General features: G+C 73.2%; 12 protein-coding genes. 6 read left to right on the top strand and 6 right to left on the bottom strand.

The window, feature by feature from the left end:
* Positions 1–91: 91 nt before the first annotated feature.
* The 3 genes from NWP10_RS06580 to NWP10_RS06570 all read right to left on the bottom strand — a co-directional run bounded on the left by NWP10_RS06580 (position 92) and on the right by NWP10_RS06570 (position 3,407).
* Positions 92–910 (bottom strand): FadR/GntR family transcriptional regulator, encoded by an 819-nt coding sequence (locus NWP10_RS06580; RefSeq protein ID WP_258300298.1) that lies wholly within the window; start codon positions 908–910, stop codon positions 92–94.
* Between the two features lie 107 nt (positions 911–1,017).
* Positions 1,018–2,250, bottom strand: a complete 1,233-nt coding sequence (locus NWP10_RS06575; RefSeq protein ID WP_258300297.1) for an allantoate amidohydrolase — start codon at positions 2,248–2,250, stop codon at positions 1,018–1,020.
* Positions 2,247–3,407, bottom strand: a complete 1,161-nt coding sequence (locus tag NWP10_RS06570; protein WP_258300296.1) for an FAD-dependent oxidoreductase — start codon at positions 3,405–3,407, stop codon at positions 2,247–2,249. The genes NWP10_RS06575 and NWP10_RS06570 overlap by 4 nt, the downstream gene beginning before the upstream one ends.
* A 113-nt stretch (positions 3,408–3,520) precedes the next feature.
* On the opposite strand from NWP10_RS06570, the gene NWP10_RS06565 reads away from it, so the two are divergent.
* Positions 3,521–4,420: a LysR substrate-binding domain-containing protein gene (locus NWP10_RS06565; RefSeq protein WP_258300295.1), complete on the top strand. Its 900-nt coding sequence runs from the start codon at positions 3,521–3,523 to the stop codon at positions 4,418–4,420.
* Positions 4,421–4,457: 37 nt separating this feature from the next.
* A complete protein-coding gene (locus NWP10_RS06560; RefSeq protein WP_258300294.1) occupies positions 4,458–5,003 on the top strand; it encodes a HutD family protein in 546 nt (181 codons plus the stop codon).
* A gap of 59 nt (positions 5,004–5,062) precedes the next feature.
* On the opposite strand, the gene NWP10_RS06555 is transcribed toward NWP10_RS06560, so the two are convergent.
* The 3 genes from NWP10_RS06555 to NWP10_RS06545 form a co-directional block, all read right to left on the bottom strand.
* Positions 5,063–6,199: a tyramine oxidase subunit B gene (locus tag NWP10_RS06555; protein WP_258300293.1), complete on the bottom strand. Its 1,137-nt coding sequence runs from the start codon at positions 6,197–6,199 to the stop codon at positions 5,063–5,065.
* Positions 6,200–6,276: 77 nt separating this feature from the next.
* Entirely contained in the window at positions 6,277–6,624 is a 348-nt protein-coding gene (locus tag NWP10_RS06550) for a P-II family nitrogen regulator (protein ID WP_017487971.1), read from the bottom strand.
* Between the two features lie 38 nt (positions 6,625–6,662).
* Positions 6,663–7,904 carry an ammonium transporter gene (locus NWP10_RS06545; protein ID WP_258300292.1) on the bottom strand — a complete coding sequence of 414 codons (1,242 nt, stop codon included), beginning with the start codon at positions 7,902–7,904 and terminating at the stop codon, positions 6,663–6,665.
* Between the two features lie 201 nt (positions 7,905–8,105).
* Here NWP10_RS06545 and ahcY point away from each other — a divergent pair, with 201 nt between their 5' ends.
* Genes ahcY through ruvX form a run of 4 tightly spaced genes read left to right on the top strand, consistent with a single transcriptional unit; the run spans position 8,106 to position 13,365 of the window.
* A complete protein-coding gene (gene ahcY, locus NWP10_RS06540) occupies positions 8,106–9,665 on the top strand; it encodes an adenosylhomocysteinase (protein WP_017487969.1) in 1,560 nt (519 codons plus the stop codon).
* Positions 9,666–9,708: 43 nt separating this feature from the next.
* Positions 9,709–10,128 (top strand): hypothetical protein, encoded by a 420-nt coding sequence (locus tag NWP10_RS06535; RefSeq protein WP_258300291.1) that lies wholly within the window; start codon positions 9,709–9,711, stop codon positions 10,126–10,128.
* Positions 10,125–12,836: an alanine--tRNA ligase gene (gene alaS / locus NWP10_RS06530; RefSeq protein ID WP_258300290.1), complete on the top strand. Its 2,712-nt coding sequence runs from the start codon at positions 10,125–10,127 to the stop codon at positions 12,834–12,836. The genes NWP10_RS06535 and alaS overlap by 4 nt, the downstream gene beginning before the upstream one ends.
* The gene (ruvX, locus tag NWP10_RS06525; protein ID WP_184170781.1) at positions 12,796–13,365 is read left to right on the top strand and encodes a Holliday junction resolvase RuvX; all 570 of its coding nucleotides are present in this window, start codon (positions 12,796–12,798) and stop codon (positions 13,363–13,365) included. Before alaS ends, ruvX begins: the two co-directional genes overlap by 41 nt.
* The last annotated feature ends 170 nt before the right edge of the window (positions 13,366–13,535 follow it).

Below are 13,535 nucleotides of genomic sequence, written 5' to 3'. Positions count from 1 at the left end.
GCCAGCCCCCGGGGCCCCCGCCCCGCCGGCCCGCCCCGGCCTGCGCCTGGTCCGCGACGACGACTGAGGGGCCGCCGGTCCTGCGCGGCCGTCAGCTCCCGGAGGCCGCGGCGTCGGGGTCCGGACGTCGGGCGACGCCGGCCTCCAGCGCCCCCGGCTCGATCCGCAGCACGGCGGCGCCGTGGGTCCCGCCCACGATGTGCGGCTGCATCGTGCCCCAGAAGTAGGTGACCTCCACATGGTGCTGGAGGGCGGCTCTGGCCGACTCCGGGTCTGCCGAGAGGATGGCCTCCAGAAGCCGGCTGTGGTCCATGTCCTCATGCGCCGCCTTGACCTCCGGCAGCGACGTGACGCGGATGAACCGGGTGAGCTGCTCCTGGATCTCCTGCTCCGCCTGGACCAGCCGTGGATTGCCGGACATCTGGGCGATGTGGATGTGCAGGCGGGCGTCGGCGAATCGCCGGTCGGTGGTGCTCTCGATGACCGTCAGATACTCCTGCTCGAGGCGACGCAGGTCGACGCGCTCGGCCTCGGTGCCGCGCAGTGCCGCGAGGGAGGACGCCTCACCGGAGACGGCGCGCCGCCAGTCCGTGAGGATGCGAAGCTCGCCGAGGGTGACGCGCTGACGCAGGGCGTCGGCCTCGAGCCTCACGGCGATGTCCGGCACCACGCGGGTTCCGCCGTGGCGTCCACGACTGGTCACGACGTAGCCGGCGGTCCGGAGCCTGGCCAGAGCCTGACGCAGGGTCATGGCTGCGATGTTGAAGTGCGCCGCCAGCGCCTCCTCGGACGGGAGGCGTTCGCCGGCGCGGAGCCGTCCGATGGAGATGGCCTCGATCAGGGTCGAGTACACCTCGTCCGCGCCGATGCGCGTGCCTGCAGGGGGGAGGGGGAGATCGATGGCGTCCATATACATGCAGACCCTATAGGTATTTTTGGGATCCTGCTCGGACCCGGACGGTCTGGCCGCCACGACGCCGGGAGGGACCGTCCCTCCCGGCGTCGGCGGCCCCCTCGTCAGTCGATGCCCAGGTCGCTCATCAGGGCGTCCGCCAGCACCTCGGCGCCGATCTCCGCGTCGGCGTCCTCGACGTGCTCCTCGTGCGCGTGGGAGACCCCGGTGGGATTGCGCACGAACAGCATCGCCGTCGGGACGTGGGCCGCGAGGATGCCGGCGTCGTGGCCCGCGCCCGTGTCGAGCACGGGCGCCTCCGGCAGGGCGGTCTCCAGACGACGGCGCAGCCCCGGGTCGAAGCGCGTGGTCGGGGAGAGCGACTCCTCGCGGAGGTCGACCCCGCATCCCTGGCCGGCCGCCAGGTCCCGGGCGAGCGCGGCGATCTGCTCCACCACGAGGGCCGTGACGGCGTCCTCGGGGTGGCGCACGTCCAGCCACACGTCCACGCGCGAGGCGATCACGTTGGTGCCGCCGGGGACCGGCTGCAGGCGCCCCACGGTGGCGCGGGCGCCGTCGTGCCGGGCCGCGATGCCCGGGATCTGGGCGATCACGCCCGCCGCGGCGACGAGCGGGTCGTGCCGGTCGCGCATGAGCGTGGTGCCGGCGTGGTTGCCCTGGCCGGTGAAGGTGAGCCGCCACCGGCCGTGGCCGAGGATCGAGGACCCGATGGCCACCGGCCGCCCGAGGTCGATGAGGCCCCGCCCCTGCTCGACGTGGAGCTCGATGAACGCGCCGATCTGGGCCAGGCGCTCGTCGTCGCGCCCCATGCACTCCGGGTCCAGGCCCGCCGCCCGGGAGTGCTCGGCGAAGGTGCCGCCGTCCTCGTCCTTGAGGGCCAGGGCCTTCTCGACGGGGATCGCGCCGGTGACGATCCGAGAGCCGAGGCAGGCGATGCCGTAGCGGGAGCCCTCCTCCTCGGGGAAGACCGCGATCGCCAGCGCGCGGTCCGGCCGGCGGCCCTGCTCGCGCAGCACGTCGACGGCGGCCAGGGCCGAGGCCACGCCCAGCGGCCCGTCGAAGGCGCCGCCGCCGGGGACCGAGTCCAGGTGGCTGCCGGTGACGATCGCCCCGGCACGGTCCCGCGAGGGCAGGTCCCACCAGGCCCAGATCACGCCGTTGCGGTCGGTCTCCACGTCCAGGCCCCGGGTCTCGGCCTCGGCGACGAACCAGCCGCGCAGGTCGAGCTCGGCCGTGGAGTAGACGGGGCGGGTGTAGCCGCCGCGCGTCCTGTCCCGGCCCGTGTCCGCGATGGCGGCCATCAGGGAGGTGACCCGGCGGGTCGCGGGCGCCGTCATCGGGCGGCCTCCGCCCGGTGGTGGGCGACGCGGAACCGGTCGGGCACGGTTCCCGCGCCCGTGGCCAGGCCCGCGGCCAGCTCGCCCAGCAGCGGGGCGAACTTGCCTCCGTGGCCGGAGCAGGCGGAGAGGAGGACGACGCCGTCGGCCTCGTCGATCACGAAGTCCTCGTTCGGGGTCATGGTGAACAGGCACGTGGCCTCGGCGTAGGGCTCGGGCACGACGCCGGGCAGGTACCGCATGGCGTAGTCCTCGACCCTGCGGCGCATCTCCTCGGTGATGAGCCCGGACTGGTCCCGGGCGGAGGGCAGGACCGGCCCGCCCTTGTACTGCGCCATCTTCTGCCCGCTGAATCCCGCGTCCCGGCCCCCGGGCAGGCCGTAGGTCTGCATCTCGGAGCGCTTGTGGATGAACGTGGGCCAGGCCGGGTAGGCGGCGCCGGACTCGTCGGCCTCGCGCCACGGCAGGTGGAAGGCCTGCTCCTCGCGCACCTCGAACGCGGGGACGGACTCCAGGAAGCCCGCGGGCAGGGCCAGGTCGCCGAGCAGGGCCGGCAGCCAGCCGCCGGCGGCCACGATCACCTTCGCCCCGGTCACGCTGCGCCCGTCCGCCGAGCGCACCTCGAAGCCGCCGGCGGTGCGGCGGATGCCGGCCGCCACCCAGTGGGTGTGGACCTCGGCGCGGCCGGTGGCCTGCGCGAGCTCGAGCATCGCTTCGATCGTGCCCAGCGCGTCGAGGACCCCCGCGTCGGGGTGGTAGAGCACCTCGGTGTCGAAGGCGATCTGCGGGAATCGCTCCCGGGCCGCGTCGGCGGAGAGCAGCTCGTGCTCCACGCCTGAGGCCTCGAGCACCGCGGCGAGGCCCCGGGGATCGCGCAGGTCTCCGAAGTCCACGGAGCCGGTGGGGGTGATGAGCCGGCGGCCGCTCGCGGCCTCCAGCTGGTCCCAGCCCTGCCGGGCGCGCACCACGAGGTCCGTGTAGGCCTTCTCGGGGTAGGCGTAGCGGAAGATGCGGGCGGAGCCGTGGGAGCTGCCCTCGTGGTTGCCGGGGGTCGTGCGCTCGAGGACGCTCACGTGGTGGCCGGCCTCGGCGAGGTGCCAGGCGGCGGCCGCCCCGGCGAGTCCGGCGCCGATGACGATGAAGTCGGAGGAAGACATGTGAGCTCCTGGGTTCGTGATGGTGCGTGCCCGGGGTCCGGCACGACTCCAGTCCACCCGCGATCCGTGGTTCGGTCCAATATCGAATGCGGAGGAAGCGATAGGGTCGCCCTATGGAACTGCGTCAGCTGCGCTACTTCCTCGCGGTCGCCGAGGAGCTGCACTTCGGCCGGGCCGCCGCTCGGCTCCACGTCTCCCAGCCCCCGCTGTCCGTGGCGGTCAAGTCCCTCGAGAAGGAGCTGGGCGTCACCCTGTTCGAGCGCACCTCGCGCCGGGTCGGGCTCACCCCCGAGGGCGAGGCGTTCCGCGCCCGGGTGCAGGAGCTGCTCGAGGGGCTCGACGCGGCCGTCGCGGAGCTCTCCGAGGTGCACCGGGGGATCCGGGGGCGGCTGCGGATCGGCTACGTCAGCTCCGCGAGCTACTCGATCCTCCCGCGGGCCGTCCACGCCTTCCAGGGCCGCTTCCCGCAGGTGGAGCTGACGCTGAGCCCTCTCACGAGCGCCGAGCAGCTGGCCGGGCTGGCGGAGAGGAGGCTCGACGTCGGGATCGTCAGGGACCTCGTCCCCACGCCCGGCGTGCGTCGCGAGCACGTCCTCAGCGAGGGGCTGGTCGCGGTGCTGCCGGAGCGGCACCGGCTGGCCTCCCACGCGGAGGTACCGATCGCCGAGCTCGTGGGGGAGCCCCTCGTCCTCTTCCCCGCCGAGCTCATGCCCGGCTACCTCGCACGGATCACCGAGGCCCTCGAGTCCGGCGTCGCGACGATGGACGTGGTGCAGCGCACCGTGCACCAGGAGACCGTGCTGGGCCTCGTCGCGGCGGGCGTGGGGCTGTCGATCCTGCCCGAGTCCGTCGCACGCCTGCGCATGCCGGGCGTGGTCGCGCGGCCGCTGGACGCCCGACCGACCACGGAGCTCTCCGTGGTCTGGCACGGGACGATGGGCGCCGCGGCCCGCGCCTTCGCCGACCACGTCCTCGAAGCCGGCGCGGAGCCCCTGCCGAGCGAGGCGACGTGATGCCGATCCGCCGGCGCGGCCTGGCTACGCTGGGCCGATGGGCATCGGAACGCTGATCGCGCGACACCGGGACCGGCCGCCGGTGCGGTGGTCGAACGGAGCCGGCACCACGGTGGAGCTGGTCTCCCCTCAGGAGTCCGCGATCCTCACGCCGGGCCTGCCCCGCTGGCGCCTCAGCGTGGCCTCGCTCGAGCGGGCGGCGCCGTTCTCGCCACTGCCCGGCCGGCACCGCCGGTTCCTGCCCGTCGGCGGGGACGTGGTCCTGACCGTGGACGGGGTGCGCACCCCGGTGCAGGCCGGGACCGTGTGCGAGTTCGACGGCGGCGCGACCGTCGACCTGGTGGACCTGCCGACGCCCTGCCACGCGGTGAACCTCATGGTGGAGCGGGCCGGGGAGCCTGCCCCGCCGCTCCCTCGGCTGTGGTCGCCGACGTCCGGGTCGCCCGCCCCCGCGGGCGAGACGCTCGCGGTGGCGCTCGAGCCGGCGGGCGACGTCGGGCCCTTCGACCTGCTCAGGTGCTCCGAGGCCGACGCGTGGACGGCCGCGCGGGCGGGGACGTGGGCGCTCCTCGTGCTGTCCTGACGCCGGCGCGCGGACGGGCCCCGCGCCGTCCTGGGGCGCGGGGCCCGTCCCGGGAGGGCTCAGGCCAGGGCCGGGGTCTCCCAGAGGTTCAGCACCGTGCCGATGCCCTTCTCCTCGGCCGTGCGGTAGAGGTCCGTGGCCCACGCGACGTCCTCGATCGGCATGCCGCCCACGGAGTAGAGGATGATCTCCTCGTCGTTCCGGCGGGCGGGCAGGGCGCCGGTGGCGATGTCCGCGATCTCCTCGATCTTCTCCGCGGGGAGCACGCCCTGCTCCACCAGGCCGAACCAGTGCGAGCCGGGGATGCCGAGGATCTGGTACGCCTGCGCGCCGTACTCCTCGAGCCACGCGTCGTAGAGGCCCTGGGCGTCGATCACCAGGCGGGCGTCGTCGCTTGCGAGGAACTCGTCGTCGAAGCGGGCCGCGGCGGGCAGCAGCAGCAGCGCGCCGGGCTTGATCGCCGACTTCGGGAAGTAGGGGAAGGCGGAGCTGCCGGCGGCGTCGGTGGTGGTGGTGGCCATGACCACGTCCGCGTCCGCGATGGCCTCCTCGATGCTCTCGCAGACCGTGGCGCTCGTGAGCTGCGGGAACGTCGCGGTGGCCCAGTCGACAAACGCCTGGGTGCTGGCCGCGCCCCGGCCCTTCACGGTGAGGGTGTCGATGGACGGGCGCAGGGCGAGCGTGGTCTCCAGCGTGGAGCGGGCGATGACGCCGGGGCCCACCACCGCCACGGTCTTCGCGTCCTCCTTGGCGAGGTGCTTGACCCCCACGCCGGGCACGGAGCCGGTGCGGTACGCGCTGAGCAGGTTCGCGCTCATGATCGCCAGCGGGGCGCCCGTGTCACGGTCGTTGAGGACGAACACGTGGATGGAGCGGGGCAGGCCCTTGGCGCGGTTCTCCGCGTTCGAGCCGTACCACTTCACGCCGGTGGTGCCGAAGCGCCCGCCGAGGTAGGCGGGCATGGCCATGAAGCGGCGGTCCGGGCCGTCCTTGGGCATGCCCTCGTGCTCGGGATCGCCGGGGAAGGTGATCATGGCGCCGTGCGAGTTGCCGTTCTCTCCGGCCATCATGTAGTCGCCCTTGCGCATCAGCACGAGGGCCTCCTCCATGACGTCGGTGCAGCGCACGAGGTCGCCGACGCCGGCCTCGATCATGTCGGGCTCGCTGAGGTAGCGGAAGTTGATCTCGGTGGACATGGGGCTCCTCTTTCTTGGGGGTGAGGTGGTCGCGGGGGTGGGCGGTCGGAGTCGGGTCGGACGGCTTCGGGGCCGGCTCAGACGGCCTCGGGGCCGGTCTCGCCGGTGCGGACGCGGACGACGCGGACGACGTCGGTCACCCAGACCTTGCCGTCGCCGATCGTTCCCTCGTCGTCGGAGCGCGCCGCGGCGACCAGCACGTCGATGGCGTCCTCCAGCTGTTCGTCGGCGACGACCATCTCGAGGCGGACCTTGGTGCGGAAGACGACGTCGTGGGCCTCTCCGCGGTAGTACTCGGTGCGGCCGCCCTGGGCGCCCCGTCCCTGGACCTCTGTGGCCGTGAGGCCGGTGAGGCCGGCGGCCTCGAGGGCGTTGCCGACCTTCTTGAGCCGGCTCGGTCGGATGACGGCGGTGATGAGCTTCATGGTGTTCCTCCTGCTGCTGCCGCGGATGTGCGGGGTGGTCAGATGATGCCGCCGTCGTACGCGGACTCGGCGTGCAGGGCCCGGTCGAGCCCGAGCTCCTCGCCCTCCTCGGGGACGCGGATGGGGTGGATCCGGTCCATGACCCAGGCGATGGCGTAGGTCATGCCGAACGAGTAGACGAGCGTCACGACGATCGCGAGCGCTTCGCGCCAGATCATGCTCGGATCGCCGCCGAACACGACGCCCGCCATCCCGGCCGGGGCCGCCGCGGTGGCGAACAAGACGGCGAACATGGCCCCGGCGATGCCGGCGATCCCGTGCACGGCGAACACGTCCATGGAGTCGTCGATCCGGTGCCGGCGCTTCCAGGTGATGGCCCACGCGGCGGCCGCGGCGCCGAGGAAGCCGACGAGGATCGCGCCGATGGGGTGCACGGCGTCGGCCACCGGGGTGATGGCCACGAGGCTGGCGATGATGCCGGTGCCCATGCCCAGGAGGGTGGCGTGGCCGTCACGGACCCGTTCGACGGCGATGAAGCCGAGCATGCCTCCGCACGTGGCGAGGATGGTGGTCATCACGGCGTACTCCGCGACGTGGTTCGCCCCGGCGGCGGTGCCGCCGTTGAAGCCGATCCAGCCCATCATGAGCATGCCGACGCCGATGAGCATCAGCGGCAGGTTGTGCGGGCGCATCGCGGTGCCCGTGTGCCGCCGGCCCAGCACCATCGCCAGGGCGAGGCCCGCGGCGCCGGCGTTCATGTGGATGGCGGTGCCGCCGGCGTAGTCGTGCAGGCCGAGGACGTTGGCCATCCAGCCGCCGATGACGCCGGTCTCCTCGTCGTCGAACGCGAACACCCAGTGGGCCAGCGGGCTGTAGACCAGGAGCACCCAGAGGGCGGCGAACACGAGCCAAGCGCCGAACTTCATGCGCCCGGCCGCGCCGGAGGCGACGAGCGAGACGCTGATGGCGGCGAAGAGGATGAAGAAGGCGGCGGAGAGCGTCCCGCCGGCCCCGTCGTCGGCGACGAAGGCGTCGAAGAAGGCGAACTCCGCGGGGTTGCCGATCAGGCGGAGCCCGCCCACCGAGTCGCCGAACACCAGGCCGTGGCCCAGGACGACGTAGGCCACGCCGCCGACCGCGAGGCCGCTCATCACCATCATGAGCATGTTGAGGACGTTGCGGTCGTCGAGCATTCCGCCGTACAGGAATGCCAGTCCGGGGAACATGAGCAGCACCATGGCCGCCGCCGCGAGTATCCAGGCGATGTCTGCCGGTTGCATGCGCGTCTCCTCTGTGTGGGGGGTGGGAGGAGGTTCGTTAACTACTAACCTCTAGAAGATAGAATGAAGGACGATCGGAGGATCTCCGACTGTGTGTCGTCCGCGTTACGGGACCGCTGCCGATCCCGCCCCGGATCGGGGTGTGAAGGTCCGTGGGGCGGCACCGCGAGCACCGGGGGCGGCATCGGTAGGCTGGGGTGCATGACTGAGACCCCCGCAGAGTCCCGCACGCCCGACGTCGACCCGGCCTACGCCAACCGCGCCACCGTGCCCGGCGCCGCGTTCGACTTCACGGTCCGGGACCTCTCCCTGGCCGAGGCGGGCCGCCACCAGATCCGCCTGGCCGAGCACGAGATGCCGGGCCTGATGTCCCTGCGCGAGGAGTACGGGGAGTCCCAGCCGCTGGCGGGCGCCCGGATCGCCGGCTCGCTGCACATGACCGTGCAGACCGCCGTGCTGATCGAGACCCTCACCGCCCTCGGCGCCGAGGTCCGCTGGGCCTCCTGCAACATCTTCTCCACGCAGGACGAGGCCGCGGCCGCCGTCGTCGTGGGCTCCGGCACCCCGGAGGACCCGCAGGGCGTGCCCGTGTTCGCGTGGAAGAACGAGACCCTCGAGGACTACTGGTGGACCGCCTCGCAGATCCTCACCTGGCCCGGCGCCGCCGAGGATCCCGAGCGCGGCCCCAACATGATCCTGGACGACGGCGGCGACGCCACGCTGCTGGTGCACAAGGGCGTGGAGTTCGAAGCCGCCGGCGCCGTGCCGAGCGCCACCGAGGACGACCCGGAGGAGTACCGGATCATCCTCGAGACCCTGCGCCGCTCCCTCGCCGAGGATCCGCAGCGCTGGACCCGCACCGCCTCCACCCTGCGCGGGGTCTCCGAGGAGACCACCACCGGCGTGCTGCGCCTCTACCAGCTGGCCCAGGAGGGCCGCCTGCTGTTCCCGGCGATCAACGTCAACGACGCCGTGACCAAGTCCAAGTTCGACAACAAGTACGGCATCCGCCACTCCCTGCCGGACGGCATCATGCGCGCCACGGACGTGCTGATCGGAGGCAAGGTGGCCGTGGTCTGCGGCTACGGGGACGTGGGCAAGGGCGCCGCCGAGGCGCTGCGCGGCCAGGGCGCCCGCGTGATCGTCACCGAGATCGACCCGATCTGTGCGCTGCAGGCCGCCATGGACGGCTACCAGGTGGCCCGCCTCGAGGACGTCGTGGGCCAGGGCGACCTGTTCGTCACCACCACCGGCGGCAAGGACATCATCATGGCCGAGCACATGGCCGCCATGAAGGACAAGGCGATCGTGGGCAACGTGGGCCACTTCGACAACGAGATCGACATGGCCGGCCTCGCCCGCATCCCCGGCGTGGTGAAGACGGAGATCAAGCCCCAGGTCCACGAGTGGACCCTGGACGCGGGCACGGACTCCGAGCGCAGCATCATCGTGCTCTCCGAGGGCCGCCTGCTGAACCTCGGCAACGCCACCGGCCACCCGTCGTTCGTGATGAGCGCGTCCTTCACCAACCAGGTGATGGCGCAGATCGAGCTGTTCGGCGGCTCCACCGGCACCGGCGCCCTCACCGGCGAGCACTACGAGAAGCGCGTCTACACGCTGCCGAAGGTGCTGGACGAGAAGGTCGCCCGCCTGCACCTGGACGCCCTGGGCGTGGGCCTGACCGAGCTGACCAAGTCCCAGGCCGAGTACCTCGGCGTGGACGTGGCCGGCCCGTACAAGGCCGACCACTACCGCTACTGACCGCCGCGCACCCGCGGACGGACCCACCCGAGGAGGGACGAGCATGGCTTCCCATCAGGCCGGCCGCGGGCGCGAGGAGCGCGCCGGGGCAGAGGACTTCGAGTCCGGACTGGACTACGGCGCGTTCGCGGAGGACGACGCCGCGGAGGACCCGAACCGCACCCAGGCGCTGCCCGCTTCCGGGCGCGACGACGCCGGGGTGCAGCACACCTCCGCGCTCAGCCCGGAGGACCTCGCCGCGCTGCGCGGCGGGGACGCCGCCGCGGCGGCCCTGAACGAGGGGGCGCGCCGGCTCGCCGACCGCGTCCGTGCCGAGGCCCCGTGGGCGGCGCAGTTCCTGCCCCACACCGGGCCGATCATCGAGGGGGAGACGGTGGAGCCGCCGTCGCCCTCCGGCCCGGGCGGCCCCCGCCCCCAGACCACCATCCCGACCACCACCACCCAGAAGGACACGCACGCATGAAGTCCCAGGAGATCGCCCGCCGCTGGATCGCCTTCTTCGAGTCCAAGGGGCATCAGCACGTGCCCTCGGCGTCGCTCGTCTCGCCGGACCCGTCGCTGCTGTTCACGGTGGCCGGCATGGTCCCGTTCATCCCGTACTTCCTGGGCGAGCAGACCCCGCCGAGCCCCCGCGCCGTGTCCGTGCAGAAGTGCATCCGCACCGCGGACATCGAGGAGGTCGGCAAGACCGTCCGCCACGGCACCTTCTTCCAGATGTGCGGCAACTTCTCCTTCGGCGACTACTTCAAGGAGAAGGCCATCCCCATGGCCTGGGAGCTGCTGACCACGTCCGTGGAGGACGGCGGCTACGGCCTGGATCCGGAGCGCCTGTGGGTCACCGTCTACGAGGAGGACGACGAGGCCGCCCGCATCTGGGAGGAGTCCGTGGGGGTCCGCCCCGAGCGCATCCAGCGCATGGGCAAGGACGACAACTACTGGAACACCGGCCAGCCCGGCCCCGGCGGCCCCTGCTCGGAGATCTTCTACGACCGCGGCCCGGAGTACGGCGCCGACGGCGGCCCGGCCGCGGACGACACGCGCTACATCGAGATCTGGAACCTGGTGTTCATGCAGTACCGCCTCTCCGCGGTGCGCTCGAAGGACGACTTCGACGTGGCCGGCGAGCTGGAGAACAAGAACATCGACACCGGCCTCGGCCTCGAGCGCCTCGCGATGCTCCTGCAGGGCGTGGAGAACATGTACGAGACGGACCAGGTCCGCCCCGTGCTGGACCGCGCCGCCGAGCTCTCCGGCCGCGAGTACACCTCCACCGAGGACCCGACCGACCCGCACTACGAGGACGACGTGCGCCTGCGCATGGTGGCGGACCACGTCCGCTCGGCGCTGATGCTCATCGGCGACGGCGTGCGCCCCGGCAACGAGGGCCGCGGCTACGTGCTGCGCCGCCTGATCCGCCGCGTCATCCGGGCCCTGCGCCTGATGGGCGTGACCGAGCCGGTGCTGCCCGAGCTGCTGCCCGTCTCCCGCGACGCCATGAAGGGCACCTACCCCGTGGTCGCGGACGAGTTCGAGCGCATCTCCCGCATCGCCTACGCCGAGGAGAAGGCGTTCCTGCGCACCATCGCCGCCGGCACCGCGCGCCTGGACGCCGCGGTCGGCCAGGCCCGCACCGCGGGCGGCGGCATCGCCGGCGCGGACGCCTTCGAGCTGCACGACACCTACGGCTTCCCGATCGAGCTGACCCTGGAGATCGCCGAGGAGTCCGGCGTCGCCGTGGACGAGGCGGGCTTCCGCGCCCTGATGGCCGAGCAGCGCGACCGCGCCCGCGCGGACGCCAAGGCCAAGAAGTCCGGCCACACGGACACGGCGCTCTACCAGCGCCTGCGCGCCGAAGGGCAGACCCACTTCACCGGCTACACCGAGCACACCACGGAGTCCGTGGTGCGCGGCCTGCTGCTCGACGGCGAGGAGGTCGCCTCCGCCTCCGCAGGCACCGAGCTCGAGGTCATCCTCGACGCCACCCCGTTCTACGCCGAGTCCGGAGGCCAGGCCGCCGACACCGGCCTCATCACCGGCGACGGCTTCCGCCTCGAGGTGCTCGACGTGCAGGCGCCCGTGCGCGGCCTGTCCGTGCACAGGGTCAAGGTCCTCGACGGCGAGGTGCCCGCGGGCGCCGAGGCGCTCGGCGCGATCGACCTGCAGCGCCGCCTCGACGGCGAGAAGGCCCACTCCGGCACGCACCTCGTGCACGCGGCCCTGCACCAGGTCCTCGGCCCGGAGGCCACGCAGTCCGGCTCCTTCAACAAGGAGGGCTACCTGCGCTTCGACTTCCGGTGGGCCGAGTCGCTCTCCGCGGGCGCGCGCTCGGAGGTCGAGGACGTGGTGAACATCGCCATCCGCGACGACCACACCGTGCTCACTCAGGAGATGAGTCTCGAGGAGGCGCGCGCACTCGGCGCGATGAGCCTGTTCGGCGAGAAGTACGGCGACCGGGTGCGCGTCGTGGAGATCGACGGCGCCTGGTCCCGCGAGCTGTGCGGCGGCACCCACGTGGGCCGCACCGCGCAGATCGGCTCGCTGACCCTGCTCGGCGAGCAGTCCGTGGGCTCGGGCAACCGGCGCGTCGAGGCCCTCGTCGGCCTGGACTCGTTCCGCCACCTCGCCGCAGAGCGCACCCTGGTCTCCGAGCTGTCCGAGATGTTCAAGGCCCCCGCCGAGGAGCTCAAGGACCGCATCGCCGCCAGCATGGACCGCCTCAAGGCGGCGGAGAAGCAGATCGCCGAGCTGCAGGCGAAGGCGCTGCAGGCCCAGGCGGGCGAGCTGGCCGCTCAGGCGCAGGATGTCACCACCGCCTCGGGCGCCTCCGTGCGCGTCCTGGCCCACCACGCCGGCAATGTGGCCGGGGACCAGCTGCGTTCCCTCGCGCTGGACCTGCGCGCCCGGATCGAGTCGGCCGGCGGCAACGCGGCGGGCACGCCCGTGCTCGTGGCCCTCACGGGCGAGGCCAAGGGCCGGCCCCTCGTGGTCGTGGCGACCAACGAGGCCGCCCGCGCGGCCGGCCTCAAGGCGGGCGCCATGGTCAAGACCGCCACCGGCGTGCTCGGCGGCGGCGGCGGTGGCAAGGACGACGTCGCCCAGGGCGGCGGCCAGGACGTCACGCGCGTCGGGGATGCCCTCGACGCCGTCGTTGCCGCGGTGCGCGCGGCCTGAGGCGGACGTGAGCGCAGGTCAGGACGGGGCCGCCACGGCGACCGACGCCGTGCGCCGGGGCCGCACCCTCGGCGTCGACGTCGGCCGGGCCCGTGTGGGCCTGGCCACGGCGGACCCGGACGGGCTGATCGCCACCCCGGTGGCCACCCTGGCCCGGGACGCCCGGCGCGGGCGCGACGTCGGCGAGCTCGTGGCGCACGCGCTCGAGCTGGACGTCGTGGCGGTCTACGTCGGGCTGCCGGTGAACCTGCGCGGGGAGCACACGCCCTCCACGCAGGACGCCCTGGACTACGCCCGCTCCGTGGCCCGCGCCCTCGCGGACGCGGGCCACGCCGTCCCGGTGCGGCTCGTGGACGAGCGCCTGAGCACCGTCTCGGCCCAGGCCGGGCTGCGCGCGGCGGGGCGCACCGTCAAGGACAGCCGCGGCGTCATCGACCAGGCGGCGGCCGTCGCCATCCTGCAGGCCGCCGTGGACGAGCAGCGCCGCACCGGCCGGTGGGCGGGGCAGGACCCGGAGGAGATTGCGTGAACCGGCCCCCCGAGCACGACTGGGATGACCTGCCCGGCGACGAGGCGGACCCGGACGACGACCTCGACGTCTTCGGCTTCGTGCACGAGGATGCCGACGACGACCCCGACGAGGCCCGCCGGCTCGGTGCCCCGGCGGTCGCGGCCGGCGGCCGGCGGCGCGGGCAGCTG

Source organism: Micrococcus sp. HG099 (assembly GCF_024723355.1).
Lineage (GTDB): Bacteria > Actinomycetota > Actinomycetes > Actinomycetales > Micrococcaceae > Micrococcus > Micrococcus endophyticus.
This window is presented reverse-complemented; position numbering and strand designations above follow the sequence as displayed.